Source organism: Mesorhizobium sp. CAU 1732, from assembly GCF_039888675.1.
Classification (GTDB): Bacteria; Pseudomonadota; Alphaproteobacteria; order Rhizobiales; family Rhizobiaceae; genus Aerobium.
Map to the genome: position 1 here is coordinate 1553042 of NZ_JBDQQR010000001.1, position 24046 is coordinate 1577087.

At 63.9% G+C, this 24046-nt stretch carries 23 protein-coding genes and 1 tRNA gene; 11 read left to right on the top strand and 13 right to left on the bottom strand.

The window, feature by feature from the left end; genetic code table 11:
- Positions 1-251: 251 nt before the first annotated feature.
- Both AAFN55_RS07575 and AAFN55_RS07580 read left to right on the top strand, forming a co-directional pair.
- Positions 252-1421: an FIST N-terminal domain-containing protein gene (locus AAFN55_RS07575; RefSeq protein ID WP_347798244.1), complete on the top strand. Its 1170-nt coding sequence runs from the start codon at positions 252-254 to the stop codon at positions 1419-1421.
- Between the two features lie 10 nt (positions 1422-1431).
- Positions 1432-2835, top strand: coding sequence for a hybrid sensor histidine kinase/response regulator (locus AAFN55_RS07580; protein ID WP_347798245.1), 1404 nt, complete (start codon positions 1432-1434; stop codon positions 2833-2835).
- Here the strand turns inward: AAFN55_RS07580 and AAFN55_RS07585 are convergent, their stop codons facing one another.
- Positions 2836-3513, bottom strand: a complete 678-nt coding sequence (locus tag AAFN55_RS07585) for a response regulator transcription factor (RefSeq protein ID WP_347798246.1) — start codon at positions 3511-3513, stop codon at positions 2836-2838. It abuts the gene before it with no gap.
- 192 nt (positions 3514-3705) lie between these two features.
- On the opposite strand from AAFN55_RS07585, the gene AAFN55_RS07590 reads away from it, so the two are divergent.
- Positions 3706-3969 (top strand): helix-turn-helix transcriptional regulator, encoded by a 264-nt coding sequence (locus tag AAFN55_RS07590; protein ID WP_347798247.1) that lies wholly within the window; start codon positions 3706-3708, stop codon positions 3967-3969.
- Positions 3970-4082: 113 nt separating this feature from the next.
- Here AAFN55_RS07590 and AAFN55_RS07595 read toward each other — a convergent pair.
- From AAFN55_RS07595 to betI, 7 genes are all read right to left on the bottom strand, one after another.
- Positions 4083-4159 (bottom strand) — tRNA-Pro (locus AAFN55_RS07595).
- A 117-nt stretch (positions 4160-4276) separates the two neighbouring features.
- Positions 4277-5740, bottom strand: coding sequence for a betaine-aldehyde dehydrogenase (gene betB, locus AAFN55_RS07600; RefSeq protein ID WP_347798248.1), 1464 nt, complete (start codon positions 5738-5740; stop codon positions 4277-4279).
- Between the two features lie 46 nt (positions 5741-5786).
- Complete coding sequence (locus tag AAFN55_RS07605) at positions 5787-5933, bottom strand: hypothetical protein (RefSeq protein ID WP_347798249.1); 147 nt, start codon at positions 5931-5933, stop codon at positions 5787-5789.
- Between the two features lie 69 nt (positions 5934-6002).
- The gene (betA, locus tag AAFN55_RS07610; RefSeq protein ID WP_347798250.1) at positions 6003-7655 is read right to left on the bottom strand and encodes a choline dehydrogenase; all 1653 of its coding nucleotides are present in this window, start codon (positions 7653-7655) and stop codon (positions 6003-6005) included.
- Entirely contained in the window at positions 7648-8652 is a 1005-nt protein-coding gene (locus AAFN55_RS07615; protein WP_347798251.1) for a threonine/serine dehydratase, read from the bottom strand. The genes betA and AAFN55_RS07615 overlap by 8 nt, the downstream gene beginning before the upstream one ends.
- Positions 8649-10175: a choline-sulfatase gene (betC, locus tag AAFN55_RS07620; RefSeq protein WP_347798252.1), complete on the bottom strand. Its 1527-nt coding sequence runs from the start codon at positions 10173-10175 to the stop codon at positions 8649-8651. The genes AAFN55_RS07615 and betC overlap by 4 nt, the downstream gene beginning before the upstream one ends.
- Positions 10172-10762: a transcriptional regulator BetI gene (gene betI, locus AAFN55_RS07625; protein WP_347798253.1), complete on the bottom strand. Its 591-nt coding sequence runs from the start codon at positions 10760-10762 to the stop codon at positions 10172-10174. The genes betC and betI overlap by 4 nt, the downstream gene beginning before the upstream one ends.
- 163 nt (positions 10763-10925) lie before the next feature.
- Between betI and AAFN55_RS07630 the strand changes: the two genes are divergently transcribed.
- From AAFN55_RS07630 to AAFN55_RS07640, 3 genes are read left to right on the top strand one after another with little or no spacing between them, the layout of a single operon-like run.
- On the top strand, positions 10926-12092 hold the full coding sequence (locus AAFN55_RS07630; protein ID WP_347798254.1) for an acetyl-CoA acetyltransferase: 1167 nt from the start codon (positions 10926-10928) through the stop codon (positions 12090-12092).
- On the top strand, positions 12089-12835 hold the full coding sequence (locus AAFN55_RS07635) for an SDR family oxidoreductase (protein ID WP_347798255.1): 747 nt from the start codon (positions 12089-12091) through the stop codon (positions 12833-12835). The genes AAFN55_RS07630 and AAFN55_RS07635 overlap by 4 nt, the downstream gene beginning before the upstream one ends.
- Complete coding sequence (locus tag AAFN55_RS07640; RefSeq protein WP_347798256.1) at positions 12835-13329, top strand: hypothetical protein; 495 nt, start codon at positions 12835-12837, stop codon at positions 13327-13329. Before AAFN55_RS07635 ends, AAFN55_RS07640 begins: the two co-directional genes overlap by 1 nt.
- Here AAFN55_RS07640 and AAFN55_RS07645 read toward each other — a convergent pair whose 3' ends face one another.
- Positions 13330-14076, bottom strand: a complete 747-nt coding sequence (locus AAFN55_RS07645) for a DUF3750 domain-containing protein (RefSeq protein WP_347798257.1) — start codon at positions 14074-14076, stop codon at positions 13330-13332. It lies immediately after the preceding gene.
- Between the two features lie 68 nt (positions 14077-14144).
- Between AAFN55_RS07645 and AAFN55_RS07650 the strand changes: the two genes are divergently transcribed.
- Complete coding sequence (locus AAFN55_RS07650; protein WP_347798258.1) at positions 14145-15149, top strand: asparaginase; 1005 nt, start codon at positions 14145-14147, stop codon at positions 15147-15149.
- Between the two features lie 182 nt (positions 15150-15331).
- Here the strand turns inward: AAFN55_RS07650 and AAFN55_RS07655 are convergent, their stop codons facing one another.
- Complete coding sequence (locus tag AAFN55_RS07655; RefSeq protein ID WP_347800217.1) at positions 15332-16657, bottom strand: TIGR03808 family TAT-translocated repetitive protein; 1326 nt, start codon at positions 16655-16657, stop codon at positions 15332-15334.
- A 66-nt stretch (positions 16658-16723) separates the two neighbouring features.
- On the opposite strand from AAFN55_RS07655, the gene AAFN55_RS07660 reads away from it, so the two are divergent.
- The gene (locus AAFN55_RS07660; protein WP_347798259.1) at positions 16724-17200 is read left to right on the top strand and encodes a GreA/GreB family elongation factor; all 477 of its coding nucleotides are present in this window, start codon (positions 16724-16726) and stop codon (positions 17198-17200) included.
- Positions 17201-17215: 15 nt separating this feature from the next.
- On the opposite strand, the gene AAFN55_RS07665 is transcribed toward AAFN55_RS07660, so the two are convergent.
- Positions 17216-18637 carry a methylmalonyl-CoA mutase family protein gene (locus AAFN55_RS07665; RefSeq protein WP_347798260.1) on the bottom strand — a complete coding sequence of 474 codons (1422 nt, stop codon included), beginning with the start codon at positions 18635-18637 and terminating at the stop codon, positions 17216-17218.
- 294 nt (positions 18638-18931) lie between these two features.
- On the opposite strand from AAFN55_RS07665, the gene AAFN55_RS07670 reads away from it, so the two are divergent.
- Positions 18932-20491 carry a helicase HerA-like C-terminal domain-containing protein gene (locus AAFN55_RS07670; RefSeq protein ID WP_347798261.1) on the top strand — a complete coding sequence of 520 codons (1560 nt, stop codon included), beginning with the start codon at positions 18932-18934 and terminating at the stop codon, positions 20489-20491.
- Positions 20492-20518: 27 nt separating this feature from the next.
- Here the strand turns inward: AAFN55_RS07670 and AAFN55_RS07675 are convergent, their stop codons facing one another.
- Both AAFN55_RS07675 and AAFN55_RS07680 read right to left on the bottom strand, forming a co-directional pair.
- Positions 20519-21241 (bottom strand): L,D-transpeptidase, encoded by a 723-nt coding sequence (locus AAFN55_RS07675; protein ID WP_347798262.1) that lies wholly within the window; start codon positions 21239-21241, stop codon positions 20519-20521.
- Between the two features lie 222 nt (positions 21242-21463).
- Entirely contained in the window at positions 21464-22126 is a 663-nt protein-coding gene (locus AAFN55_RS07680) for a haloacid dehalogenase type II (RefSeq protein ID WP_347798263.1), read from the bottom strand.
- 173 nt (positions 22127-22299) lie between these two features.
- Here AAFN55_RS07680 and AAFN55_RS07685 point away from each other — a divergent pair, with 173 nt between their 5' ends.
- Both AAFN55_RS07685 and AAFN55_RS07690 read left to right on the top strand, forming a co-directional pair.
- Positions 22300-23178, top strand: a complete 879-nt coding sequence (locus tag AAFN55_RS07685) for a branched-chain amino acid aminotransferase (protein ID WP_347798264.1) — start codon at positions 22300-22302, stop codon at positions 23176-23178.
- A 114-nt stretch (positions 23179-23292) separates the two neighbouring features.
- The gene (locus tag AAFN55_RS07690) at positions 23293-23895 is read left to right on the top strand and encodes a superoxide dismutase (protein ID WP_347798265.1); all 603 of its coding nucleotides are present in this window, start codon (positions 23293-23295) and stop codon (positions 23893-23895) included.
- The last annotated feature ends 151 nt before the right edge of the window (positions 23896-24046 follow it).

Consider the following 24046-nt stretch of genomic DNA (forward strand, 5'->3'; position numbering starts at 1 on the left):
CCAGCGTCCTCCCGCCACGTTGTTTCCCGTTGCCGGCCGCTTCCTCGAGGGAACACGAACCGGGAAACGACTGCAAGCCCCCGCGCACGCTGCTTGCGCATCGAAGCATGCCTCCATCCAAGCTTGAAGCAGAGCCGATCACAGCCGTGAGTTACATTGTACTTTCGGTCGAAAGGCCCTGCTTGTAATGGCGCCGCAATGGTCGGATAGTCCAGATCGACCGCGAGGTCGTCCAGGGAGGAAGACAGAGCTTGAAGTGCGGCCGCACGGCCTATGAGAGCGGCATCGTCGCCATTTACGGGAGCGCGATTTCCGTGACGGACTTTGCGGTCGATCTTGCGCGCGAGGCACGCGCGGCCAATGCGTCACTTGCCTCGATCTTCTTCTCCCAGGACGATTTCGACGGCCGCGCGCTCGCGGCCGCGATCGGCGCGCATGCACCCCAGTTGCGCTACGCGGCCTGCTCCACAGCGGGCGAGATTTCGCCCGCTGGCTACGCGGAAGGCCAGATCATCGCGATCCTGTTTCCGAGCGACCGGTTCGATGCGACGGCCGCCCTCATAGAGAACCTCTCGACCTGCGCGATGGATTCGATTGCCGGACGCGTCGGCGAGCTGCGGCGCCAGATGGAAGTAAGCGGCGGCGAGGAGAGGGGGGCTACCTTCGCGGTCCTGCTCATCGACGGTCTGTCGAAGACCGAGGAACTCGTGACCTCGGCGCTCTACTGGGGTCTCGACGATATTCCGCTGATCGGCGGGTCGGCGGGCGACAATCTTCATTTCGAGAAGACGACGTTGATCCTCAACGGAGAGGTCAGGTCGGACGCCGCGATCATCATCCTGGTCCGCAGCAAGGTGCCGTTCGTCGTCTTCAAGACCGACAATTTCACGCCCACCGGCAAGAAACTGGTGGTGACCGAGGCGATCCCGGACGAACGCCGCGTCATCGAGTTCAATGCGGAGCCCGCCGCCGATGTCTATGCCGAGGCCGTCGGCGTCGAGCCGGGTTCGCTCGGGCCTTTGAGTTTCGCGTCGCACCCGGTCGTGGTTCGCGTCGGCGGCGAATATTATTGCCGTTCGATCCAGAAGCTCAATCCGGACAAATCGCTCTCCTTCTTCTGCGCCATAGACAAGGGTGTCGTCCTCACGGTCGCGCAGCCGAAGGGTATGGTGGAATCCACGCGCGAAAAGCTGCGCGAACTCTCGGATCAACTCGGCGGCATTGATGTCGTGCTCGGCTTCGACTGCGTGCTGCGCCGCCTCGATGCGCAGAACCGACAGAGTTTTCGCGCAATCTCCACGCTCTACAAGGAACAGAAGGTCATCGGCTTCGGCACTTACGGCGAACAATACCGGTCAATGCATCTCAACCAGACATTGACGGGCATCGCTTTCGGCACTTTGAAACACGCGGCCGAATGAAAGCGTCGACATGGTTCTGTCCCAGATCGAAAAGCTCGAGAAGATAAACTCCGCCCTCATGGAGCGCGTGGAGCGGTCCATGGACCAGCAGGGCAATGCGTTCTCCCTGTTTCAGACCGCGATCGGGCTCGAGAGCCAGATCAGGCGAAGGACGGACGAACTCGCCTCGACGCTGCGGCGCCTCGAAGTCTCGAACCGGGCGCTGAGCGAGGCGAAGGAGGCGGCCGAAGCAGCCAACGTCTCCAAGACCCGCTTCATCGCCGCTGCAAGCCACGATGTGCTGCAGCCGCTCAACGCGGCAAACCTCTCGATCTCGGCTCTGGCCGACATCCAGACGACCGATCAGGCGCGGCAACTGGTGCGCCAGGTGGAGCAGTCGCTTGCCACGATGGACGAACTGCTGCGGACGCTGCTCGATATCTCCAAGCTCGACAGCGGCGTGATGAAGCCTCAGGTCTCGACGCTGTCGCTGGGAGGTATTCTGTCCAGCCTGCGCTCCGATTTCGAGCCGATAGCGGCAGCGCGCGGGCTGCGCATCCGGTTCCGCCCGACCGACCTCTATGTCGAGTCGGACCGGATGATGCTGCGCCGTGTGCTCCAGAATATCATCTCAAACGCCATTCGCTACACGCGTGACGGCGGTGTGCTGGTCGGCGTGAGGCGGCGCGGCAAGCTCCTGCGCATCGATGTGGTCGATACCGGCGTAGGCATCCCCGAAGACCAGTTCGAATCCGTCTTCGAGGAGTTCCATCGCGGCAGCGGGGCGGCCCTTGCGGATTTCGGCTATCAGGCCGGGCTGGGGCTTGGTCTTTCCATCGTGCAGCGCATGGCCGCGGCACTGGGGCACCACATCGCATTCTCGTCGGTCGAGGGGCGCGGCACGATCTTCCATCTCTACGTTCCCATCGGCGAGGCGCTGAAATCACCGGCCAAGACGCTGGAGTTTTCGCCCGTCCGGCCGGCCAACAACAGCCTGTTCGGCATCAATGTGCTGGTCGTCGAGAACGATTCGGCCGTTCTGCAGGCGATGGTGACGCTTCTGGAAAGCTGGCACTGCCGGGTGCGGGTGGGTACAGACACGGAAGAGGCGATCGCGCAGCTAGGCGACACCGCATGGGTTCCGGATATCATCCTGGCCGACCAGCACCTCGACAATGGCGATCTCGGCTCGAACACGATCGACCATGCGCGGTATTACCTGCGGCGCGATATTCCCGCCGTGATCATCACCGCGGACCCATCTGACAAGCTTCACGCCCGGACACGGCAAGTCGGCATCGAGCTGATGCGCAAGCCACTGCGCCCCGCCGAACTGCGCGCACTGATGACGCATCTCGTCGGTGCTGTTCGTGTCGGTCAGGAAAGCGAGTTGCAGCCCGCCCGCAAACACCGGCAGACACGCCGAACGCGTTGATCACGGCCGCATTTCGCTGCCGTGGATCAGATCGGCCGCATCCAGCTTGGACATTTCGATGACGGCCTGGGTGCGGCTGTAGACGTTGAGCTTGCGCAGGATTTCCGAAACATGCGCCTTGATGGTCGTTTCGCCGACCTGCAATTCGTGCGCGATCTGCTTGTTCAACAGCCCTTCGCGCAGCATTTGAAGCACGCGCATCTGTTGCGGCGTGAGCGTGGACAGCCGCGCGATCATCTGCCTGCGGCGCGCATCTTCCGGCTCTTCGGCTTCCGGCGCGTATTGCTCGGGCACATAGATGTTGCCCTCGATCACATGCTGGATCGCACGCGTCAGTTCAGCCCGCCGCGACGATTTGGGAATGAAGCCGGCCGCGCCGTGCGACAGGGTTTCCGCGATGACGCGCGATTCCTCGTGCCCCGAAACCACCACGACCGGGAGGCGCGGATAAAGGCCCCGAATGCGCAGGAGCCCTTCAAAACCCTGCACGTCGGGTATGTTGAGGTCGAGCAGGACGAGGTCGAAATCCTTTTCTTCCGCAATCAGTTCGATCGCATTCTTGAGGTCGGTCGCGTGGATGATGTCCACATCCGGATAGGCCATCTCGACCGCGCTGTGCAGCGCCTCGCGAAAGAGCGGATGGTCGTCGACGATCAGAAAACGTGCTGTTGCTTGCATGGGCGAACCAGAGCTGGCTATCGGCGCGGAAGACCGCGTGTGGCACAGTAGTATGATTGCGGTGCGGATGCGAGTTGTCGCGATAAGTACACGCGGCGCAAACGTGCGTGATCCGCGAGGGAGCATAGCGCCGCGCGTCGGCGCGTACGACTAAGGAGATCATGATGGGCGCATATCTTTTCACCACACCCAATGGCGACGAGATGGCTATCCTGCCGGCGAACAGTATCCCGCCATGGAAGCGGCGATGGAGGATTTCTCCGACGTCGAAACGGTTCGCGTCTTCAAGGAGCGTTTGGCTCGGTTCGGGGGCTGACCGCTCGCGACCTCGCCGCAAAGGCCAGCATCAGCGCGTCCTATCTATCGCAGATCGAAAGCGGCGTGCGCGATGGCAGCTTCGAAACGATCAAGAAGATCGCCGCCGCGTTGCGCATCAGCGTTGACGATCTCGCTTGAGGCTCGCGTGCTGAGCAGCAGTGCGAGGCCACGGAGGCGAGATCGGACCTTCCAAAGAAAGGGTTTTGCGGGGTTGGCTGATAGAGCGGGCTTCGGGAACCCAATGATTTGCTTGGTCGGAGTGGCAGGATTTGAACCTGCGACCCCCTCGTCCCGAACGAGGTGCGCTACCAGGCTGCGCTACACTCCGTGACCAGCAGGCCGGGCTTATAGCGTCCGGCCGCAGTGCCCGCAAGTCCGATCCGACCGGGCGGGCAAGAATAATGTGGTGCGCTTCAACTTGATATCGATTGAGCGCCAACCATTCTCAATACGGGCTCTCGACGTCGCCGGTTTCGACGTAGACCGATTTGAGCTGCGAGTAGTGCGACAGCGCCGCGAGCGAGTTCTCCCGGCCAACGCCGGACTGCTTGAAGCCGCCGAAGGGCAGCTCGGCCGGCGCAAGATTGTAGTGGTTGATCCAGCAGCTTCCGGCCTTGATCTCGGCGATCACCCGGTGCGCTCGCGTCAGGTCGCGGGTGAAGACGCCGGCCGACAGGCCGAACTCCGTATCGTTGGCGCGGTCGATGACCTCGCTTTCCTCCGCGAAGGTCAGGACGCTCATCACCGGGCCGAAGATTTCCTCGCGCGCGATCCGCATGTCGTCGGTGACGCCGGTAAAGATCGTCGGCTCGACGAAAAAGCCGCCCTCGAAACCCTGGAGATGCGGCACGCCGCCGCCATGATGCAGCGTCGCGCCTTCGGCCTTGCCGATGTCGATATAGCCGGTGACCTTCTCGTGCTGCGCCGCGTTGATGAGCGGACCCATCTGCGTATCGGGGTCGAGCGGGTCGCCGATGACGATCTTCTTGGTGCGTTCGGTGAGGCGGTCGAGGAAGCGGTCGTAGATGCCGTTCTGGACGAAGACGCGGGTGCCGTTCGAGCAGATCTGTCCGGTCGAGTAGAAGTTGGCAAGCATGGCGCCGCCGATGGCGTTCTCCAAATCCGCATCATCGAAGATGACCAGCGGGGATTTGCCGCCGAGCTCCATCGTCGCGTGCTTCATGTGCGAGCCGGCGAGCGACAGCACCTTCTTGCCGGTCGGCACGGAGCCGGTCAGCGACACCTTGGCGACGACCGGATGGCTGGCGAGTGCCGCACCGACCTGTCCAAAACCCTGCACGACGTTGAAGAGCCCGTCCGGCAGGCCGGCCTCGGTATAGATCTCGGCAAGGGCGAGCGCGGTGAGCGGCGTGTTCTCCGATGGCTTGAACACCATCGCATTGCCCATGGCGAGCGCCGGCGCCGACTTCCAGGCCGCTCCCTGGATCGGATAGTTCCACGCGCCGATGCCGACGCAGACGCCGAGCGGTTCGCGGCGCGTGTAGGCGAACGGCCCGCCGAAGTCGATGAATTCGCCGTGATAACCCGCCACGACGCCGCCGAAGAACTCCAGCGCCTCGGCGGCCGATGCGGGGTCGGCGACCGTGGTCTCCTGCATCGGTTTGCCGGTATCCATGGTCTCGATGCGGGCGATCTCGTCATTGCGCTCGCGCAGCAGGTCGGCCGCGCGCCGCAGGATCCGGCCGCGATCGGCGGGACGCATCCGCGCCCACTGGTCCTGCGCGGCGCGCGCGGCCTCGACCGCGAGCTCGACGATGTTCGGCGTCGCCGCATGAAGCCGCGCGATCATCTCGCCGGTCGCCGGATAGATGACCTCCAGCGGCTGGCCCTGCTCGTCGTCGACGAAACGACCGTTGATGTAGTGAGAAGCCTTGGGCTGCATGGTCATGATCGGTTCGCTCCGTTGGTTCGCGGCCGGGAGGTGGGTTGCGTGGCTAGTTCTGCTCCACCGAAATGCCGGACTCGTTCAGCCTGATCTCGACGCCTTGCGGCTTGGATTCCTCGCGGAACACGTAAACTGCGAGACCGATGACGATGACGGCGAGCGCGCCGATGACGAGATAGAGCTGGTTCTGCTTCATGATGCTGTCCTGAGTTGATCGTTCCGCCGACCTATAACGCAAATTCGGTCCGGAGGGAGAGGGGGGCGATCACCGATCGGAGACCTGCCAGCGTGGATTGATCCAGGGCTCCTGGTTCGACGGGCTGAGCGGTTGGCGGCCGAGAACGTGATCGGATGCCTTCTCACCGACCATGATCGATGGCCCGTTGAGGTTGCCGTTGGTCACACGCGGGAAGATCGAGGAGTCCGCAACGCGAAGCCCATCGACCCCGATCACGCGACATTCCGGATCGACGACGCTCATGGGGTCGTCAGCGCGTCCCATCCGGCAGGTGCCGCAGGGATGATAGGCGCTTTCGGCGTGCTCCCGGATGAACGCATCGAGCTGGTCGTCGGTCTCGACGCCGGTGCCGGGCGAGATTTCCTTGCCACGGAACCCGTCGAAGGCGCTTTGCCCGAAGATTTCGCGCGTCAGCCTTATGCAGTGGCGGAAGTCGGCCCAGTCGTCCGCATGCGACATGTAGTTGAACCGGATGACCGGCTTCTCCCACGGGTCGCCCGAACGCAGCGTGACAGACCCGCGCGACTTCGACCGCATCGGACCGACATGGGCCTGGAAGCCATGCGACTTGGCCGCCGCCTTGCCGTCGTAGCGGATCGCGACGGGGATGAAATGATACTGGATATCGGGGTAGTCGACGCCTGCCTTCGACCGAACGAAGGCGGCCGCCTCGAAATGGTTGCTGGTGCCGAGCCCGGTCTTGAAGAACAGCCATTCGGCCCCGATCAGCGCCTTGGAGAACAGATTGAGCTTGGAGTAGAGCGTGATCGGCTTGGTCGATTCCTGCTGGATGTAGAGCTCCATGTGATCCTGCAGGTTGGCGCCCACGCCCGGCCTGTCGACGACCACATCGATGCCGTGTTCGCGCAGATGCGCGGCCGGGCCGATGCCCGAGAGCATGAGCAGCTTTGGCGAGTTGATCGACGAAGCGGCGACGATCACCTCACGTCGCGCATGAACGACTTGAATCTGTTTGCGAGCTTCGATTTCGACGCCGACCGCGCGTTGATTCTCGATGACAATGCGGCGCGCGAACCCGTTGACGAGACTCACGTTCTTCCGCTTCAGCGCGGGACGCAGATAGGCGTTTGCGGCGGACCAGCGACGTCCCTTGTGGATCGTCTGCTCCATCGGCCCAAAACCTTCCTGCTTGGAGCCGTTATAGTCGTCCGTCGTCTCGAAACCCGCCTGGCGCCCGGCCTCGATGAAGGCCGCGTAGAGCGGGTTCTTGCGAGGTCCGCGCTGAACGTGGAGCGGCCCGTCCGTGCCGCGCCAACCGTCCTCGCCGCCATGCGCATGTTCCATCCGCTTGAAGTAGGGGAGGACGTCGGCATAGGACCAGCCCGCAGCGCCTGCCTGCGACCAATGGTCGAAATCGTGTGCATGGCCGCGCACATAGACCATGCCGTTGATCGAGGACGAACCACCCATGACCTTGCCGCGCGGCGTCGCGAGAACACGCCCGCCGAGATGCGGTTCGGGCTCGCTGGCGAACCCCCAATCGTAGAGGCTCATGCTCATCGGGAAGGAGAGCGCGGCCGGCATCTGGATGAACGGACCGATGTCGGTCCCGCCATATTCGATGACGATGACCGAATGTCGCCCGTCTTCCGACAGGCGGTAGGCCATGGCGGCACCGGCCGAGCCCGAGCCGACGATGACGTAGTCGGCTTCAAGCATCGCCGACATGCCTCATGAAGTCGGTCAGCGCGACATTGCCGCCCGAGCACACGACGAGGACGGTCTTGCCTGCGACGTCGGTCTTTCCCGACAGGAGGGCTGCGAGCGACGCCGCGCCGGACGGCTCCAGGACCAGCTTCAACCGATCGAACGCCAGTTTCATCGCGCCGCGGACTTCGGCATCCGTGACTGTCAGGCTGCGCGCGCCCGCCTTGGTCATCGCGGCGAATGGTGCGACGCCGGGCCGACGCGCCATGAGACCGTCGCAGATCGATCGGTCGCCGAGCGGCACGGTCTCGATGGCGGCGGCGGCGAGCGAGGTTCCCATGCCGTTGAAGCCTTGCGGCTCGACCGCCATGATTTCGGTCTGCGGCGAGAGATAATGAAACGCGAGCGACACGCCGCCGATCAGGCCGCCGCCGCCAACGGGGCAGAACAGAATATCGGCCTTTGCTGCCTTGGCTTCGAGCTGGTCGAGCGCTTCAAGTCCCGCGCCGCCCTGGCCGGCGACGATTTCCGGATCGTCGAAGGGATGGAGAAGCGCAAGGCCTTCCTCCTGCGAAATCGCCCTGGCGCGCTCGGATGCGACTTCCTCGCGGGGGCGGTCGCCATGCTCGGTCTGGATCACGCGTGCGCCATAGCCGGCCGTCGCGTCGCTCTTGGCCTTCGGCGCATCGATCGGCATGACGATCGTGACGGGGATGCCGAGTGCCTGGCCGGCGGCTGCCAGCCCCTGCGCGAAATTGCCGGACGAGTAGGCGACGACGCCGTGCCGGGCTTCTTGCGGCGAGAGCTGCTTCAGCCGCCAATAGGCGCCGCGCACCTTGAACGAGCCTGTCCATTGCAGCGATTCGGGTTTCACGAAGACATGCGCCGCACCCGTCATCGTTGCGAGCGGCCGCGATTCGAGAAGCGGCGTGACCTGCGTCGCCTGCGCGGTCGAGGCGTAGGCGCGTCGGAGGTGGTCGAGGTCCGGGATCACGATATCGGTCATCATTCACCTCTCGGGAAACGCTTGCTCTCTTCGAGAACGTTCAGGTCCATGTGGTTGCGCATGTAGCGCTCGGAAGCCTTCTGCAGCGGCTGGAAGTCCCACGGGTAGTAGTTGCCGTTGCGGAGTGCCGGGTAGACGACCCATCGCCGGGCCTGGCTTTCGCGGACCTCGGCGTCGTAGTGGGCGAGGTCCCACCGGGCATCCACCTGCGCCCGGAAAGAGGCCACGAGATCGGCGTGCGCCGGATCGGCCGCGAGGTTGGTTTGCTCGAGCGGATCGGCCATGAGGTCGAAGAGCTGCGGCGGGTCGGCGGGGCAGTGCACGAATTTGTGCGTGGCGGTGCGAATCGCGACCATGGGGGCGATCGAACCTTCCGCGACGTATTCGATGTAGACCGGGCCGCCACGCGCGCCGCCGGCCATGACGGGGCGGAGCGAATGGCCGTCCGTCCAGGGTTCGATTCCGCCCATGTCGATGCCGGCGAGATCGCAAAGCGTCGGGACGATGTCGATGTTCGACGTCGGATCGGTGAACAGCGATGGGTCGATGCCCGGCCCCGCGATCATGAGGGGCACGCGCGCCGAACCCTCGAAGAAGTTCATCTTGTACCAGAGGCCGCGCTCGCCCAGCATCTCGCCATGGTCGGAGCAGAACACGACGATCGTGTCGTCGAGCATGCGCGTGCGGGTCAGCACGTCGATCAGCGCGCCGACCTGGTCGTCGATATAGGAGATGTTGGCGAAGTAGGCGCGGCGCGAACGGCGCACGTCCTCGTCGGTGATGGTGAAGGATGCATAGTCGCTTGCGTCGTAGAGGCGCCGCGAGTGCTGGTCCTGACTGTCATAGGGGATGAAGCCGACTGTTGGCTCCAGATGCGCGCAGTCCTCGTACAGATCCCAGTGCTTGCGACGCGCCACAAAGGGGTCGTGGGGGTGCGTAAAGGAGACCGTGAGGCACCACGGCTGGCCTTTGCCATCGTCGGATGAGCGCGAAAGCTGGTAGAGCTTCTGGATCGCCTGATGGGCGACGTCGTCGTCATATTCGAGCTGGTTCGTGGTCTCGGCGATGCCCGCGCCGGTCACCGATCCCAGATTGTGATACCACCAGTCGATCCGCTCCCCCGGCTTGCGCCAGTCCGGCGTCCAGCCGAAATCGGCCGGGTAGATGTCTGTCGTCAGGCGCTCTTCATAGCCGTGAAGCTGGTCGGGTCCGACGAAGTGCATCTTGCCCGACAGGCAGGTGTTGTAGCCTGCCGCGCGCAGATGGTGCGCATAGGTGGGGATCGACGACGCGAATTCGGCAGCATTGTCGTAGACCTTCGTCCGCGACGGCAACTGCCCGCTCATGAACGATGCACGCCCGGGCGCGCACAGTGGCGACGCCGTGTAATTGTTGGCAAAGCGCGCAGAGCGGGCCGCAAGGGCCTTCAGATGCGGTGCATGGAGAAAATCGGCAGGACCGTCCGGAAACAGCGTACCGGTCAACTGGTCGGCCATGATGATCAGGATATTGGGCTTTTTGCTCATGGGCGCGGCGTACCGATTCCGATCTTGGTTTCGAGATAATCTTCCACGAGCGCAACCGCGCTGCGCGGGTCCGGTGCTCCGTCCTTCAACGCCCGGCGGATGTAGAGCCCGTCGATCAGGGCAGCAACGCCTTCGGCCGCGCGGCCTGCTTCCGCCCCGAGCAGCGGCCGAAGTCCGCTCATCAGGTTGGAGTGAAGCCGCCGCGCATAGACCATGAGAAGCCGTCGCATGGGTGCCGAGCGTTGCGCCTCGACATAGAAGGCGAGCCATGCGGCGATCGTCTCGGGACGAAACTGCACGTCGGAGAAGTTGATCGCGATGATGGCGCTGAGCCGGGCGCGTGGTTCGCTGACCCCGGCAAGTGCCGCGACCGTGTCCCGGCTGAGTTCGCGCAGGATGTGGCGCATGCTTGCTTCGAGCAGATCGTCCTTCGCGCCGAAATAGTGGTGGGCGAGTGCGGATGAGACGCCCGCGCGGCCGGCGATGTCCGACATGGTGACGTCGAGCGAGCCGCGCTCGCCGATCGCGAGGATCGCGGCATCGATCAGCGCCTTGCGCCGCACTGGTTCCATTCCGATCTTGGGCATCAATCGCAAGGCTAGTTTTGATTGACTCATCAATCAAGAAAAAATCTTGGCGCTTTGGTTGCCGTGAACACTTTACGGAATGCCGAAAGCCGTTCATTGTTGAACAATATTCGCGCGAGCCGAACAGCCTGCGCCATGCTACATATCCTATAGGGAGAAACTGATGACCGCTTGTATCGTGGGCTGGGCCCATTCGCAGTTCGGCAAGTTGACCGACGAGACCGTCGAAAGTCTGATCGTCAAAGTCACGAAAGAAGCGCTCGATCACGCGGGCATCGGCCCGGATGACGTCGATGAGATCGTGCTCGGGCATTTCAATGCCGGCTTCTCGCCTCAGGATTTCACCGCCAGCCTCGTGCTGCAGGCGGATGACCGTCTTCGTTTCAAGCCTGCGACCCGCGTGGAGAATGCCTGCGCTACGGGTTCGGCAGCCGTCAGGCAGGGCATCCGCGCGATCGAGGCGAGGGCTGCGCGCGTGGTTCTCGTCGTCGGCGTGGAGCAGATGACCGCCATACCCGGCCCTGAGGTTCAGCAGAACCTGATCCGTGCCTCCTACATGCGCGAGGAAGCGGACATTCCGGCAGGCTTCGCCGGCCAGTTCGGCAAGATCGCCGCCGCCTATTTCCAGCGTCATGGCGACCAGTCGGACGCACTCGCGCGCATCGCCGCCAAGAACCACAGGAACGGCGTCGAGAACCCCTACGCCCATATGCGCAAGGATTTCGGCTTCGACTTCTGCCGCACCGAAAGCGAGAAGAACCCTTATGTCGCCGGCCCGCTGAAGCGCACGGATTGCTCGCTCGTTTCCGATGGCGCGGCGGCGATCGTGTTGACCGATGCGACGACGGCCCTTTCGATGAAGCGTGCGGTCGCGTTCCGTGCCAACGAACACGTGCAGGACTTCTTGCCCATGTCGAAGCGCGACATTCTCCTGTTCGAAGGCTGCGAAGAGGCATGGGCGCGTGCGCTGAAAAATGCCGGGGTGTCGCTCGACGATCTTTCATTCGTGGAGACGCATGACTGCTTCACGATCGCAGAACTGATCGAGTACGAGGCGATGGGCCTCGCCAAGCGCGGCGAGGGCGCCAAGATCGCGCTCGAAGGGCAGACGGAGAAGGGCGGCCGGCTTCCGGTCAATCCGTCCGGCGGGTTGAAGGCCAAGGGCCATCCGATCGGTGCGACCGGCGTATCGATGCACGCGCTCTCCGCCATGCAACTCACCGGCGAGGCCGGCGGAATTCAGGTCGAGGGCGCCAGGCTTGGCGGTATCTTCAACATGGGCGGCGCTGCCGTCGCCAACTACGTCTCCATTCTCGAACGGATCAAATGAAGCCATCAGCCATCGTCACGGGCGGCGCATCCGGCATCGGGCTGGCCACGGTGGAGTGGTTGCTGGATGAGGGGTGGCCCGTGGCTGTGGTTGACGCCAACCCGCAGGCCCTTGCTTCGGCTGAAGACATGCTGTCGGGCGAGAACGCGGTCTTCCTCGGCGTCGACGTGACCGATGAAGACATGGTCGCGGAGATTTTCGATCAGGCCGTCGATGCGCTGGGGCCCGTTGGCGGGCTGGTGAACTCGGCGGGCATTGCCCGCGACATTCCGTTTCTGGAGACAAGCCCCGAGCTTTTCCGGCAAATCCTAGACGTCAATGTCATCGGATCCTTCATCGCGGCGAAGGCTGCGGTGGAGCGCATGGCGGACACGCTCTCCATCGTGAACATCGCCTCCGTCTCGGGCCTTCGGGCCAATCGTGGCCGCGTCGCCTACGGATCGTCGAAGGCGGCGGTGAAGATGATGTCGGAGATCATGTCGGTCGAACTCGCGCGCCGCGACGTGCGCGTCAACTGCGTCGCGCCCGGCCCGATCGAGACCCCGATGGTGGCGCAGGTGCACACGCCCGCCGTCCGCCAGCTCTGGCTCGAACGCGTGCCGCAACGCCGCTACGGCGATCCCGACGAGATCGCAGCGGCGGTGGCGTTCCTCCTTTCGCCCACATCGAGCTATATCACCGGCCAGACGATCGCGGTGGATGGCGGCTTCATGGCTGCCGGCTTGATGGACCCGGAGGACTGATGACCCGACTCTTCGTGCTGGGCGCGGCATCTCTTGCTGCGTGGTTCGCCGCGTGCCCGGCGCAGGCCGAGGATGCGGCGATCAAGATCGCCGAAGCATTCTGTGCCGCGCGGGTGGCCGATGACGAAGCCGCGACACTTAACCTCATGACGCCATCGCTGCGGCAGGCGGTGCAAGACGCCCAGGCGCGCAATCAGGTTCTGGCGGACGCCAATCCGACCGAGAAGCCGCCATTCGGCGACGGCATTCCCTATCAGGCGTTTCCCGACGCTGCGCCGATCTGCAAGGCCGGCGACACGGGCGAACTCGGCGGACAGACGACGATCCAGGTGCGGTACGAATTCCCGGACGAGCCGAGCGGAAGCTGGACGGACAGGCTCGTTCTGGCGGACGGTGACGCTCTCATCGACGACGTCGTCTATCAGCAGTTTCCCACCGACAGTCAGCTCTACGGATTGCGGCGCGGCCTCAGGGAAGCGTTCGACCAGTATTAGTCACCAACTCAGCTCGACGCGGCCGAGCGCGGGTATCTTGAGCGCAGGGTGCATCACGTCGATTCCGGCGACGAGACCCATGAAGTGGACCTCGATGCCGCTTCGGGCCCCTGCCGCGAAGCCGACGAAGCCTCCGACCGTCGCATGGATATCGCGCCAGTCGGGCGTGATGTGGAGCGCCGCATAGCCGGGCGCAAAGTCCCTGCCGGTGGCGTTCGGGGGCAAAAGTGCACCCAGCGACGGCACCTCCGTCAGGACATGGGCGACGAAGCTGTTGGAGTTCGGACCCGGCCAGATGCGATAACCGCCGGTCCTCGCGTAGGGGTAGCCGTCGATCGCGGCCTCGACATCGGGGATCAGCCTTTCCGCATCCGCGCCGACAACGGCATGAACGATCCATGGCTTGTTGGAGTACCAGAAGGCGTCGGCCGGATAGCCGTTGCGCCGGATCGGGCTGCCCCAGCCCACCTTGTCGTAGCGATCGTAGCTATCGGCATCGCGCTTCTTGACCACGATCCAGCTATGGACGGACAGCGCCCCCTTGAACCCGCCGGTGCGCGCCGCAAGCACGTAGACGGCCGCGTCCCGGTCCGCGGTGGCGGCAGGCAGGACCCCGCTCGAACTCCAGTTCGCCTCGCGCCACGAATGGGGACGGTCGACCACGGACCACCATGCTGCGGTCGCGGCGACGGGAAGGATGAAGATCAGCAGAAGAAAGGCGGTGATGCCCTTGAGTGTCTGGAACAAGCGATGGCCTTTGCTTCGGCGGGCGATTGGGATTATGCGCGTTCTGCAACCGACATTCGGGTGAGAAGATGGCAAATCCGGTACTTGTGGAAGTCCTGCGCGGTAACATCGTCGAGAGCCGGCATCGCGGTTCCTTCTGTGTCATGGACGCGGATGGACATGTGGTGCTGAGCGGTGGCGATATCGAGGCGGCCGTCTTTCCGCGATCGGCCGTCAAGGCGATCCAGGCGCTGCCGCTTCTGGAGAGCGGCGCGGCCGACGCATTCGGCTTCGGGAATCGCGAAATCGCGCTTGCCTGCGCTTCGCATTCGGGCGAGCCCGGCCACGCGGACCTGGCGAAAGCCATGCTGGCCAAGGCAGGGCTGGACGAGACCGCGCTTGAGTGCGGCGAACATTGGCCGATGCATCAGGAGGCGGCGCTCGACCTTGCGCGCCGAGGTGGAAGCCCAACGGCTCTGCACAACAACTGCTCGGGCAAGCATTCCGGCTTCGTCTGCACCTGCCATCATCTGGGCATCGACCATCGCGGCTATGTCGGCGCATCGCACGAATCGCAGCGCATGGTGCGCGACGCGATGGAAACGGTGACCGGCGCGGCACATGGCGAGGATGTATGCGGCATCGACGGGTGCTCGATCCCGACCTATGCGGTTCCGCTGAAGAGCCTCGCGCTCGGCTTTGCCCGCATGGCGACCGGCGTCGGCTTCGGCCAGGGCAGGGCGGTCGCGGCGAAGCGAATTCTGGCGGCTTGCATGGCCGAGCCCTTCGAGGTCGCCGGCACGGACAGGATGGACACGCGCCTGATGCGGGCAACGGGCGGCCGCATCTTCGTGAAGACCGGAGCGGAAGGCGTCTATTGCGCCGCAATCCCGGAACGGGGCCTCGGCATCGCCATCAAATGCGACGACGGCACAACGCGGGCTTCGGAAACATCCGTCGCCGCCTTGCTCGCAAGGCTTCTCGGCGAACAGGACGCGCTGTCGCCAACCCTGATCGAGCTTGCCAATCCGGTCATGAAGAACTGGAACGGCATCGAGGTCGGCCGGACGAGGCCGGTGGCCGGCGTCTTTTAGCCGTGGAGCATTTCAGGGTTTGACTGAAACACCGCCTGCACCGCTTCGCAGGGGAGGATCCGACGTTGCGGCCCGTCCTCGACCTTGGATCCTCCCCCGTTTACGGGGGAGGGGGACCGCCGGAGGCGGTGGAGGGGGCCTTTCGCGCAACGCGTTCCACCTCATGCGGAACCGCTTTAGCTCTAGCTGACGAGATTTCGCTCGACCCGCAGATGCGGATAGGAGGCGTCGTCGCCTTGCGCGAGGTCGCCCGTCGCTGCGTCGGCCCAGCGATATCCGACCACGGCGCGCTCGATGCCATCGATGACGTTGTCGGCGACGATGACGGAGCCGGCACCTTCGACCACCGAGACGGCGAAACCTTCGCGGGCGTCGCGCACGACGTTGCCGGTCGCGACCACGTTGCGCACGAACGGCCCCCATCCGAGCATCATGCCGAACAATGGCGCACCTTCGACAACGTTTCCGGTGACGGCCGTGTCTGCCTCGACGCTGATTCCGATGCCGAAGCCGGGGCTGTTGTCCTCGTAGGGAGCATGGTCGACGAGGTTGCGGACGATGTTGCCGTTGCAGACGGCCATCCGTCCGCCTTCATCGAGATTGGCGATTGAGATGCCGATCGCAGCGCCATCGACCACGTTCGAATTGATCACCGCGCCCTCGAAGGAGAATTCGGAGTAGATCGCGGTCTCGCCCGAGCGCAGGCACTGGTTGGCGACGATCTGGACGTTGCTGGCGCTGTTGGCGCGAATGGCGGAAAAGGCGCAGTCGGAGACGTGGTTGTTGGCGACAATGACATTGTCGGCGCGGAAGACATTGATGCCATTTCCGTTTTGGCCCGTGCCGCCGCTGCGTGCCGCTATTCGCGCGACGCGGTTTCCGGTCACCAGCGCGCCGTCTTCGCCCGGCTCCCAGCGATGCACGAGAATGCCGCCATTCCCGCAATCGGTGACAATGTTGCCGGTGATCTGCATGCCGGCCCCCTCGACGCAGTAGAGGCCGTAATCCTGCGCTCCGCTGATCGTGCAGCGCTCGACCCGGCCCGAAACACGCTCGAGCGCAATCGCGCTTGCCGCGCTGCCGACGATGTCGCAGCGGTCGATGACGAGATTGGCGACGCGCCGCATCTCGACCAGCGCCTGGGTGTCTGCGCCCAACGCCCGGTCGCCGCCGTCGATCGACAGGCCGGTGAGTTCGATTGATGCGGCATCCTCGGCCTTGAACAGATGGCCTCCGCCGCCATAGACGATGCGCGTGGCACCCGGAACGCCGGTCAGTCGCGCTCCGGCGGGCAATCTGATGTTCGAGACCACGTACTCACCCGCCGGCAGATGAAGCGGCTCGTTGCGGGCTGATGCTGCATCGATCATCTGCTGGAGCGTTTGGCTTTGATCACCGGGTGCGGATAGCGGTTGAGCGAACGCGCGCCAGGCGACGCCGGTCGCCGCAAACGCGAGCATCCCCGAAAGAAGGGTTCGCCTGTTCGTTTTTGGTGCAGTCTGGATCATCATCGAGGTGAGATGCAGGTTTCGCGCCGACTTGCCTGCTGGCGCATGAAGACCTACGTTCAAGTGATGAGCAGGGCATTCACACGGGAAGACGACAATGAGGGCGCGATCTCCGACATCGGAGAGCGTCCGGTGAGCGCGAACCGCAATCTGGTGACGCCCGCCGGCCTTGCCATGATCGACGCAGAGGTCTCCGACCTGCGCGAGAAGCTTGCCCGCGCCGAAGCGGATGGCGACCGCGAAAAGATCGCGCTCATGTCGCGTGACCTTCGCTACTGGAACGCGCGCCGCGAAACGGCCGAACTGGTGGAACCCGACACCACCGATGGTGTGGTCCGTTTCGGGATGACCGTCGACATCGTCAATGATGACGGCGAGCGGCATAGCTGGACCCTTGTCGGTGAGGATGAGACCGACGTGTCGAAGGGCAAGATTTCGCATGTGTCGCCGATGGCGAAGGCCCTGTTCGGCAAGGCGGTCGGCGAGGTCGCGACCGTCAACGGCAAGGAATGGGAAATTTTGTCGATCGGTGCGCCCGCCTGATCAAGGAACGGCGCGTCAGTTGGTTTCCGCTTTCGCGACCATCTCGTCTATGCGCGCGGCAGGCAACGGATCGCAGAATGCCACGCCGTCACGCGACACGTCGCGCGGCTCGGCCTTCAGGGTCTCCACGAGTTCGGCGTCGATCGCGGAATGATCCGAATCGGTCCCGTTGACGCGTGCCTCGGCGCGAAGCATCTCGATGCGGCTTGCACCGGCTTCGCGAACCCGCTTTTGAACCAGCCCCTTCGACAGGCTCGCCAACAACCCGCCATCTTCCTCGATCGTGCGGAACTCTTCCCAAGCCGCCTCGCACATGGATGCGATGAGGAGATCGAGATCGTCGGAACTCGCGGTCGGATCGACCAACGAGCTCAGATGCGTTTCTCGTGCCAGCACGAGCTGCGCATTGCGCGCGAGCCGCCGCGCGCGGCGTTCGGGCAGGCCGTGCGGCAGCGTGTGCGGCAAAAGGCTGATCGTGTCGGCACCGCCGGCGACCGCGGCTGACGCCGACAGCGTGGTGCGCAGGATGTTGGTCTCCGGGTCGCGAAGGCTCAACATCCGGTAGGACGTCTCGACGTGGATCTTGGCGGGCGAGGGCGTGATGCCGCAGGCTTCCTGTGCCTTCGCCCAGAGCTTGCGCATCGCGCGCACCTTGGCGACGGACAGGACCTGGTCCTGATCGACGCAGAGCGCGAAGCCGATATGCGGTGTCGCGTAGACGAGCGGCTGGCGCGCTTCCTGGAACATCCGCAGGTATGAAACGGCTGCCGCGAGCATCACCCCGAGTTCCTGCGCTTCCGTTGCGCCGGCATTGTGCATCACGCGCCCGTCCGCTTCGAGAAGGACGGCGGGAATGCCCATCGCGAAGAAGTGCGCGAGCGACTGCGGCATGGATGCGTAGAGCGCGTCGATCGACATGCGCAGGCTGCCATTGCCCGCGAAGATCGCCGCCGGATCGATGCCGAAGGACAGGCTGACGCGCGCTGGATCGACTTTCTTGCGGCGCATGAGCTCGACGATCCAGTCGACCGATGCGCGGCTTGATGGATGGACGTCGATGCGCAGATAGGTCTTGCTCAACTGGATGTTGTGGAGCGCTGCTGCCAGCGCCTCGGGACGGGCCGGAAGGCCGTAGCCGAACGCATTCGGCGCGCCCTCGAAGATGATGGCAAGGCCGGTGGCCCCGGCCGCGATGTCTTCCTGAGCCTGTGCGTTGGCGCGCTTGGCGTCGGTGTCGTCGACCCGCTGAACGATCGTCCAGCTTGGCCCGGCGCCATGCAGGAGCCCGGTGCGCTGGTGGTCCTGCCGAAGCTGCTCGAATCGCAGGTCCGAATAACGGGGCGAGACGGGTGCCTCGGAGCCCGGCCGAGCCGTCTCGAGCCACTGGGAGCGCCCCATCGGCGGAAAACTGCCGGTGCTGATGATCCCAGTTTCCATTCCAACTCCAATCGTCGCCACAGCGACCCTCGTGAGGGGAGCTTACGGATAGCGAGGCCATGCGGCAATGCGTTAACACGCCTCGATGTGCCTCTGTCACACGATGTGTATGGATTTCATGGAAGCGTGTGATCAATCGGCAACGGCCCGGCCTTTGCCCCGGCTGGCTTCGCGCCTCGGGTCGGGCGGGCATCGTGCATTGAGTCTTGGTGATTGTGGCCAATCGCCGCGCTGGCTATACCGGAGGTAGATGCCGCACGCGCAAAAGCGGCTGGCGACACCGGAGACGAGCATATGTGGCAGGAAGATAGCATATTCCTTGGAGCGAGCCGGAAGCCGGACGACAGCTACCAGAAGGCCGAGTCGCTGCAGTTGAAGTACGGCAATCGCCACGGGATCGTCACCGGCGCGACCGGTACCGGCAAGACGGTGACGTTGCAGGTTCTGGCGGAGGGATTCTCCAACGCCGGCGTCCCGGTCTTCTGCGCCGACATCAAGGGTGACCTGTCCGGCATCTCCATGATGGGCGAGGCCAAGGACTTCCTCACCAAGCGTGCAGAGCAGGTCAAACTCGACCCCTACGAATTCCAGGAATTCCCGGTGATCTTCTGGGACCTGTTCGGCGAACAGGGCCATCCGATCCGCGCAACCGTTTCGGAGATGGGACCGCTTCTCCTGTCGCGCCTCATGAACCTCTCCGAGGCGCAGGAAGGCGTGATGAACATCGCGTTCCGCATTGCCGACGAGGAAGGGATGCTGATCCTCGACATGAAGGATCTCCAGGCGATGCTGGCCAACATGGCCGAGCGGGCGCAGGAGATCGGCGCGCGCTACGGTAATGTGACCCGGCAGTCGATCGGCGCGATCCAGCGCTCGCTTCTCGTTCTGGAACAGCAGGGCGGCACGTATTTCTTCGGCGAGCCGGCGCTGAACATCATGGACATCATGCGCACGACCCGCGACGGACGCGGTGCCATCAACGTGCTCGCCGCCGACAAGCTGATGATGAATCCTCGCCTCTACGCGACGTTCCTGCTGTGGCTGCTTTCCGAGCTTTTCGAACAGTTGCCCGAGGTCGGCGACCCGGACAAGCCGAAGCTGGTGTTCTTTTTCGACGAGGCGCATCTGCTGTTCAACGAAGCGCCGCGTGCGCTGGTCGAGCGTGTTGAGCAGGTCGTTCGCCTGATCCGCTCGAAGGGCGTCGGCGTCTACTTCGTGACGCAAAACCCGCTCGACGTGCCGGAAACGGTTCTGGCGCAGCTTGGCAACCGCATCCAGCATGCGCTGCGCGCCTACACGCCGCGCGAGCAGAAGGCGGTGAAGACCGCGGCCGACACGTTCCGGCCCAACCCGGATTTCGACTGTTTCGAGGCTATCACGAAGCTGGGAACGGGCGAGGCGCTGGTTTCGACGTTGGGCGACAAGGGAATTCCCTCGATCGTCGAACGGACGCTGATGCGGCCGCCGGCGAGCCGGATCGGGCCGATCACGCCGGAAGAACGCAAGAAGCTGATGGGGATGAGCCCGGTCGCGGGCCAGTACGATCAGACCGTCGATCGCGAATCCGCCTACGAGATCCTGCAAAAGCGTGCCGAGCAGGCGACGCAAGCGGGGGCAGGCGAGGGCGAGAAGCAGGCGCCGCAGCAAGAGGGCGAAGGATCGCGCTGGACCTTGCCGGATTTCGGCGGCGGATCACGCCAGCAGGAGCCTGCGCCGCGCAAGACCTCAGGCCGCAGCGGCTATCAGCGCCAGACGGTGACGGAGGCGGCGATCAAGTCCGTCGTGAGAACGGTGGGATCGACGCTCGGGCGCGAACTGGTTCGCGGCATTCTGGGAAGCCTGCGCCGCAAATAGGCGGGCTTCCCGACAGGCTTGTGGGCCTCAGGATACCCTGAGGCCTGAGGTGACGACGATCGGCGACTTTTCGGCGACGCGGTCGTAGAGGTCGATCACGTCCTGGTTCATCATGCGAACGCAGCCCGACGAGACCGACTTGCCGATCGACCACCACTCCGGCGATCCGTGCAGGCGGTAGAGCGTGTCCTTGCCGTCCTGGTAGATGTAGAGCCCGCGCGCGCCGAGCGGATTGTTGATGCCGGCCGGCATGCCGCCTTCCCACTCGTTGGTGCCGCGGATCTGGATGGCGCGGTACTTTTCGAGTTCCGGCTGGCGCGCGATCATCTCTTCCGGCGGGAACCAGCGCGGCCAATGCTGCTTCCACTCGATCTGCGCGCGTCCTGCCCATTCGAACCCGGCGCGGCCGAGACCGACGCCGTAGCGGACGGCTTCTCCACGCGGCAGCACGAGATAGAGGAAATGGTTGCCGGTATCGACGACCACGGTGCCCGGCGCTTCGCCTGTCGGATCGGGAACGACCTGCCTGTGATAGCGGCGATCGATCTTTTCGATCGGGATGGCCGGAACGGAATGGCCGCCATCCTGCAGGGCTGCGTACATCGCCACTGCGGGACCGAATTCCGGCGCCATGGTGATTGGCGGCGGCATGACGGCCGGAGCATCGCGACGCGGCGTTGTGGTGCAGCCCGCGAGGGCCATGGCCGCTGCCGAGGCAGAGGCCGCCGTGAGGAGCGCACGACGGGACATCAAAGGAGTTCTGCTGGCTTCGGACACGTGTGCTCCATGGAGACGTGATGAGATGGAATCTGGACGCCGGACATGAACCGGAATCGGCGTAAAACCAATCCCATTCCGACCGGCCGGAAAAGCAGCGCCAATTGTGTCTCAATCATGGATAACAAATGGCTAAGATTTGTCCGTGGTGCGACCGTTGCCGTATTATCACAGTCAGGGCAAGTGACGATTACGTCAGCCTGGTGCGAGCAGGCCTTCGAGGGACGGCAGGATGAGCGCCGGGGCGTGATCGAGATACTCGTCCGGCTGCGCGCTGCGATTGATCCAGACGGTGCGGAACCCGAATTTCGTCGCGCCGGCGACGTCCCATCGGTTGGATGACTGGAATGACACGGCCTGTGGGTAGAGCCGCCACGCGGTCGTGACCAGATCGTACACCAGCGGGTCCGTCTTGAAGCGGCCGATGGCCTCGACTGAAAACACCTCGTCGACCACCTGATCGAGTGCTGCCGACCGCACGGCGGACTCGAGCATGGCCGGCGAACCGTTCGAAAGGATGGCAATCCGCGCGCCGGATGCTTTCAGCGCCTTGAGAACGGCCGGCACCTCCGGATAGCAGTCGAGCCGCCAATAGGCGTCGAGCAATGTCTGACGGAGTGACGGATCGGCCGATCGCACCTTTCGGAAGGCGAAATCGAGCGCGTCCTGCGTCAACTGCCAGAAATCGCGATGGCTGCCCATCAGGGTGCGGACCCAGGAGTATTCGAGCTGCTTGGCGCGCCAGATTTCGGAAAGGAGCTGCCCGTCCGGCCCGATGGCCTCGGCGTGACGGCGAACGGCTGCGTGCACGTCGAAAAGCGTGCCGTAGGCGTCGAAGACATAGGCCGAGTGGTTCATCGCTGGCGTTTCCAGAGTCCGTAACTATCACCGGCGACTTGACCCCAAGCGCAGATTGCGGTCAAGCAACGGTCACGGCCTGCCTGGACCGACAGAACCGGGCCTGTGCCGATTGACGCGGCCGGCCAAACCTTTTTCGATGCGCGCCGCACACAAGGAAGGGTTTCATCATCATGGGCTTGTCTACGGAAGCGCAATCCGCCACCTGGACCTATGTCGACGGCGACTGGCATGAAGGCAATGTGGCGATCGTCGGCCCGCGCAGCCATGTCATGTGGCTCGGATCGAGCGTCTTCGACGGCGCGCGTTGGTTCGAAGGCGTGGCGCCCGACCTCGACAAGCACGCCGCGCGCGTCAACACGTCGGCGATCGCGCTCGGCCTGAAGCCCACGATGTCGCCCGACGAGATCGTCGGCCTGACATGGGATGGGCTGAAGAAATTCGACGGCAAGACTGCGGTTTATATCCGGCCGATGTATTGGGCCGAACATGGCGGTTACATGGGCGTTCCCTCGGATCCGGCATCGACACGCTTCTGCCTGTGCCTCTATGAGGCGCCGATGATGCCGCCGACCGGGTTCTCGGTGAGCGTTTCGCCCTTCCGGCGCCCGACGCTGGAGACGATGCCCACGAACGCCAAGGCCGGCTGCCTGTATCCCAACAACGGACGCGCCATCCTCGAGGCGAAGATGCGCGGCTTCGACAATGCGCTCGTCCTCGACATGCTTGGCAACGTCGCCGAAACGGGAACGTCGAACATCTTCCTGGTCAAGGGCGGAGAGGTGTTCACGCCGGCGCCGAACGGAACGTTCCTGAGCGGCATCACGCGGTCCCGCACCTTGACGCTGTTGTCCGAAGCAGGCTTCAAGACGACCGAGAAGTCGCTGACGGTGAAGGATTTTCTGGAAGCCGACGAGGTCTTCTCAAGCGGCAACCATTCCAAGATCGTTCCGGTCACGCGCGTCGAAGATCGCGACAAGCAGCCCGGCCCGGTCGCACGCAAGGCCCGCGAACTCTATTGGGAATGGGCCCATTCAACGCCTGCACAATAGGCGCGACGTCGCGGAAGCGGCATATTTCCTGCCGGTCGGTGTTGCGCCGACGCGGTGGGCGCCTATGTAACATCTGAACCACCAACCGACACATTTTAGCGAGGGAGATTTTCCATGGCCTTTGAACTTCCGGAACTGCCGTACGACTACGAGGCGCTTCAGCCCTTCATGTCGAAGGAGACGCTCGAATACCATCACGACAAGCACCACAAGGCGTATGTCGACAATGGTAACAAGCTCGCAGCCGAAGCCGGCCTGGAAGGCAAGTCGGTCGAGGAGGTCGTGAAGGCGTCCTTCGGAAAGAACCCCGGCCTCTTCAACAACGCTGCCCAGCACTACAATCACATCCACTTCTGGAAGTGGATGAAGAAGGGCGGCGGCGGCAAGAGCCTGCCGGGCGCGTTGCAGAAGGCGATCGACAGCGATCTCGGCGGCTATGACAAATTCCGTGCCGACTTCATCAACGCCGGCACCACGCAGTTCGGTTCGGGCTGGGCCTGGCTTTCCGTCAAGGACGGCAAGCTTGAAATCTCCAAGACCCCGAACGGCGAAAACCCGCTCGTTCACGGCGCCAAGCCGATCCTCGGCGTCGATGTCTGGGAGCATTCCTATTACATCGACTACCGCAACGCCCGCCCGAAATACCTCGAGGCGTTCGTCGACAGCCTGATCAACTGGGATTACGTGCTGGAGATGCACGAAGCAGCCTCCAAGTAGGCTCCAGCTTCCATAGTTTTGAAGAAGCCCCGGTTTTGCCGGGGCTTCTTTCGTTTGGAGGGGATGCTGCGTTCACGGAAGCGTGAAGTGGGGATCGCGTGAAGTGACTTCCCCCGCAATGTCTTTCGGTGATGATCGCCGTGCACGTCTC

What these genes read in the sequence shown, in the direction of transcription:
- AAFN55_RS07580 (WP_347798245.1), top strand. Translation starts at nt 1,432, where the DNA reads ATGGTTCTGTCCCAGATCGAAAAGCTCGAGAAGATAAACTCCGCCCTC.
- AAFN55_RS07585 (WP_347798246.1), bottom strand. Translation starts at nt 3,513, where the DNA reads ATGCAAGCAACAGCACGTTTTCTGATCGTCGACGACCATCCGCTCTTT.
- AAFN55_RS07590 (WP_347798247.1), top strand. Translation starts at nt 3,706, where the DNA reads ATGGCGACGAGATGGCTATCCTGCCGGCGAACAGTATCCCGCCATGGA.
- betB (WP_347798248.1), bottom strand. Translation starts at nt 5,740, where the DNA reads ATGACCATGCAGCCCAAGGCTTCTCACTACATCAACGGTCGTTTCGTC.
- AAFN55_RS07605 (WP_347798249.1), bottom strand. Translation starts at nt 5,933, where the DNA reads ATGAAGCAGAACCAGCTCTATCTCGTCATCGGCGCGCTCGCCGTCATC.
- betA (WP_347798250.1), bottom strand. Translation starts at nt 7,655, where the DNA reads ATGCTTGAAGCCGACTACGTCATCGTCGGCTCGGGCTCGGCCGGTGCC.
- AAFN55_RS07615 (WP_347798251.1), bottom strand. Translation starts at nt 8,652, where the DNA reads ATGATGACCGATATCGTGATCCCGGACCTCGACCACCTCCGACGCGCC.
- betC (WP_347798252.1), bottom strand. Translation starts at nt 10,175, where the DNA reads ATGAGCAAAAAGCCCAATATCCTGATCATCATGGCCGACCAGTTGACC.
- betI (WP_347798253.1), bottom strand. Translation starts at nt 10,762, where the DNA reads ATGCCCAAGATCGGAATGGAACCAGTGCGGCGCAAGGCGCTGATCGAT.
- AAFN55_RS07630 (WP_347798254.1), top strand. Translation starts at nt 10,926, where the DNA reads ATGACCGCTTGTATCGTGGGCTGGGCCCATTCGCAGTTCGGCAAGTTG.
- AAFN55_RS07635 (WP_347798255.1), top strand. Translation starts at nt 12,089, where the DNA reads ATGAAGCCATCAGCCATCGTCACGGGCGGCGCATCCGGCATCGGGCTG.
- AAFN55_RS07640 (WP_347798256.1), top strand. Translation starts at nt 12,835, where the DNA reads ATGACCCGACTCTTCGTGCTGGGCGCGGCATCTCTTGCTGCGTGGTTC.
- AAFN55_RS07650 (WP_347798258.1), top strand. Translation starts at nt 14,145, where the DNA reads ATGGCAAATCCGGTACTTGTGGAAGTCCTGCGCGGTAACATCGTCGAG.
- AAFN55_RS07655 (WP_347800217.1), bottom strand. Translation starts at nt 16,657, where the DNA reads ATGATCCAGACTGCACCAAAAACGAACAGGCGAACCCTTCTTTCGGGG.
- AAFN55_RS07660 (WP_347798259.1), top strand. Translation starts at nt 16,724, where the DNA reads ATGAGCAGGGCATTCACACGGGAAGACGACAATGAGGGCGCGATCTCC.
- AAFN55_RS07665 (WP_347798260.1), bottom strand. Translation starts at nt 18,637, where the DNA reads ATGGAAACTGGGATCATCAGCACCGGCAGTTTTCCGCCGATGGGGCGC.
- AAFN55_RS07670 (WP_347798261.1), top strand. Translation starts at nt 18,932, where the DNA reads ATGTGGCAGGAAGATAGCATATTCCTTGGAGCGAGCCGGAAGCCGGAC.
- AAFN55_RS07675 (WP_347798262.1), bottom strand. Translation starts at nt 21,241, where the DNA reads ATGTCCCGTCGTGCGCTCCTCACGGCGGCCTCTGCCTCGGCAGCGGCC.
- AAFN55_RS07680 (WP_347798263.1), bottom strand. Translation starts at nt 22,126, where the DNA reads ATGAACCACTCGGCCTATGTCTTCGACGCCTACGGCACGCTTTTCGAC.
- AAFN55_RS07685 (WP_347798264.1), top strand. Translation starts at nt 22,300, where the DNA reads ATGGGCTTGTCTACGGAAGCGCAATCCGCCACCTGGACCTATGTCGAC.
- AAFN55_RS07690 (WP_347798265.1), top strand. Translation starts at nt 23,293, where the DNA reads ATGGCCTTTGAACTTCCGGAACTGCCGTACGACTACGAGGCGCTTCAG.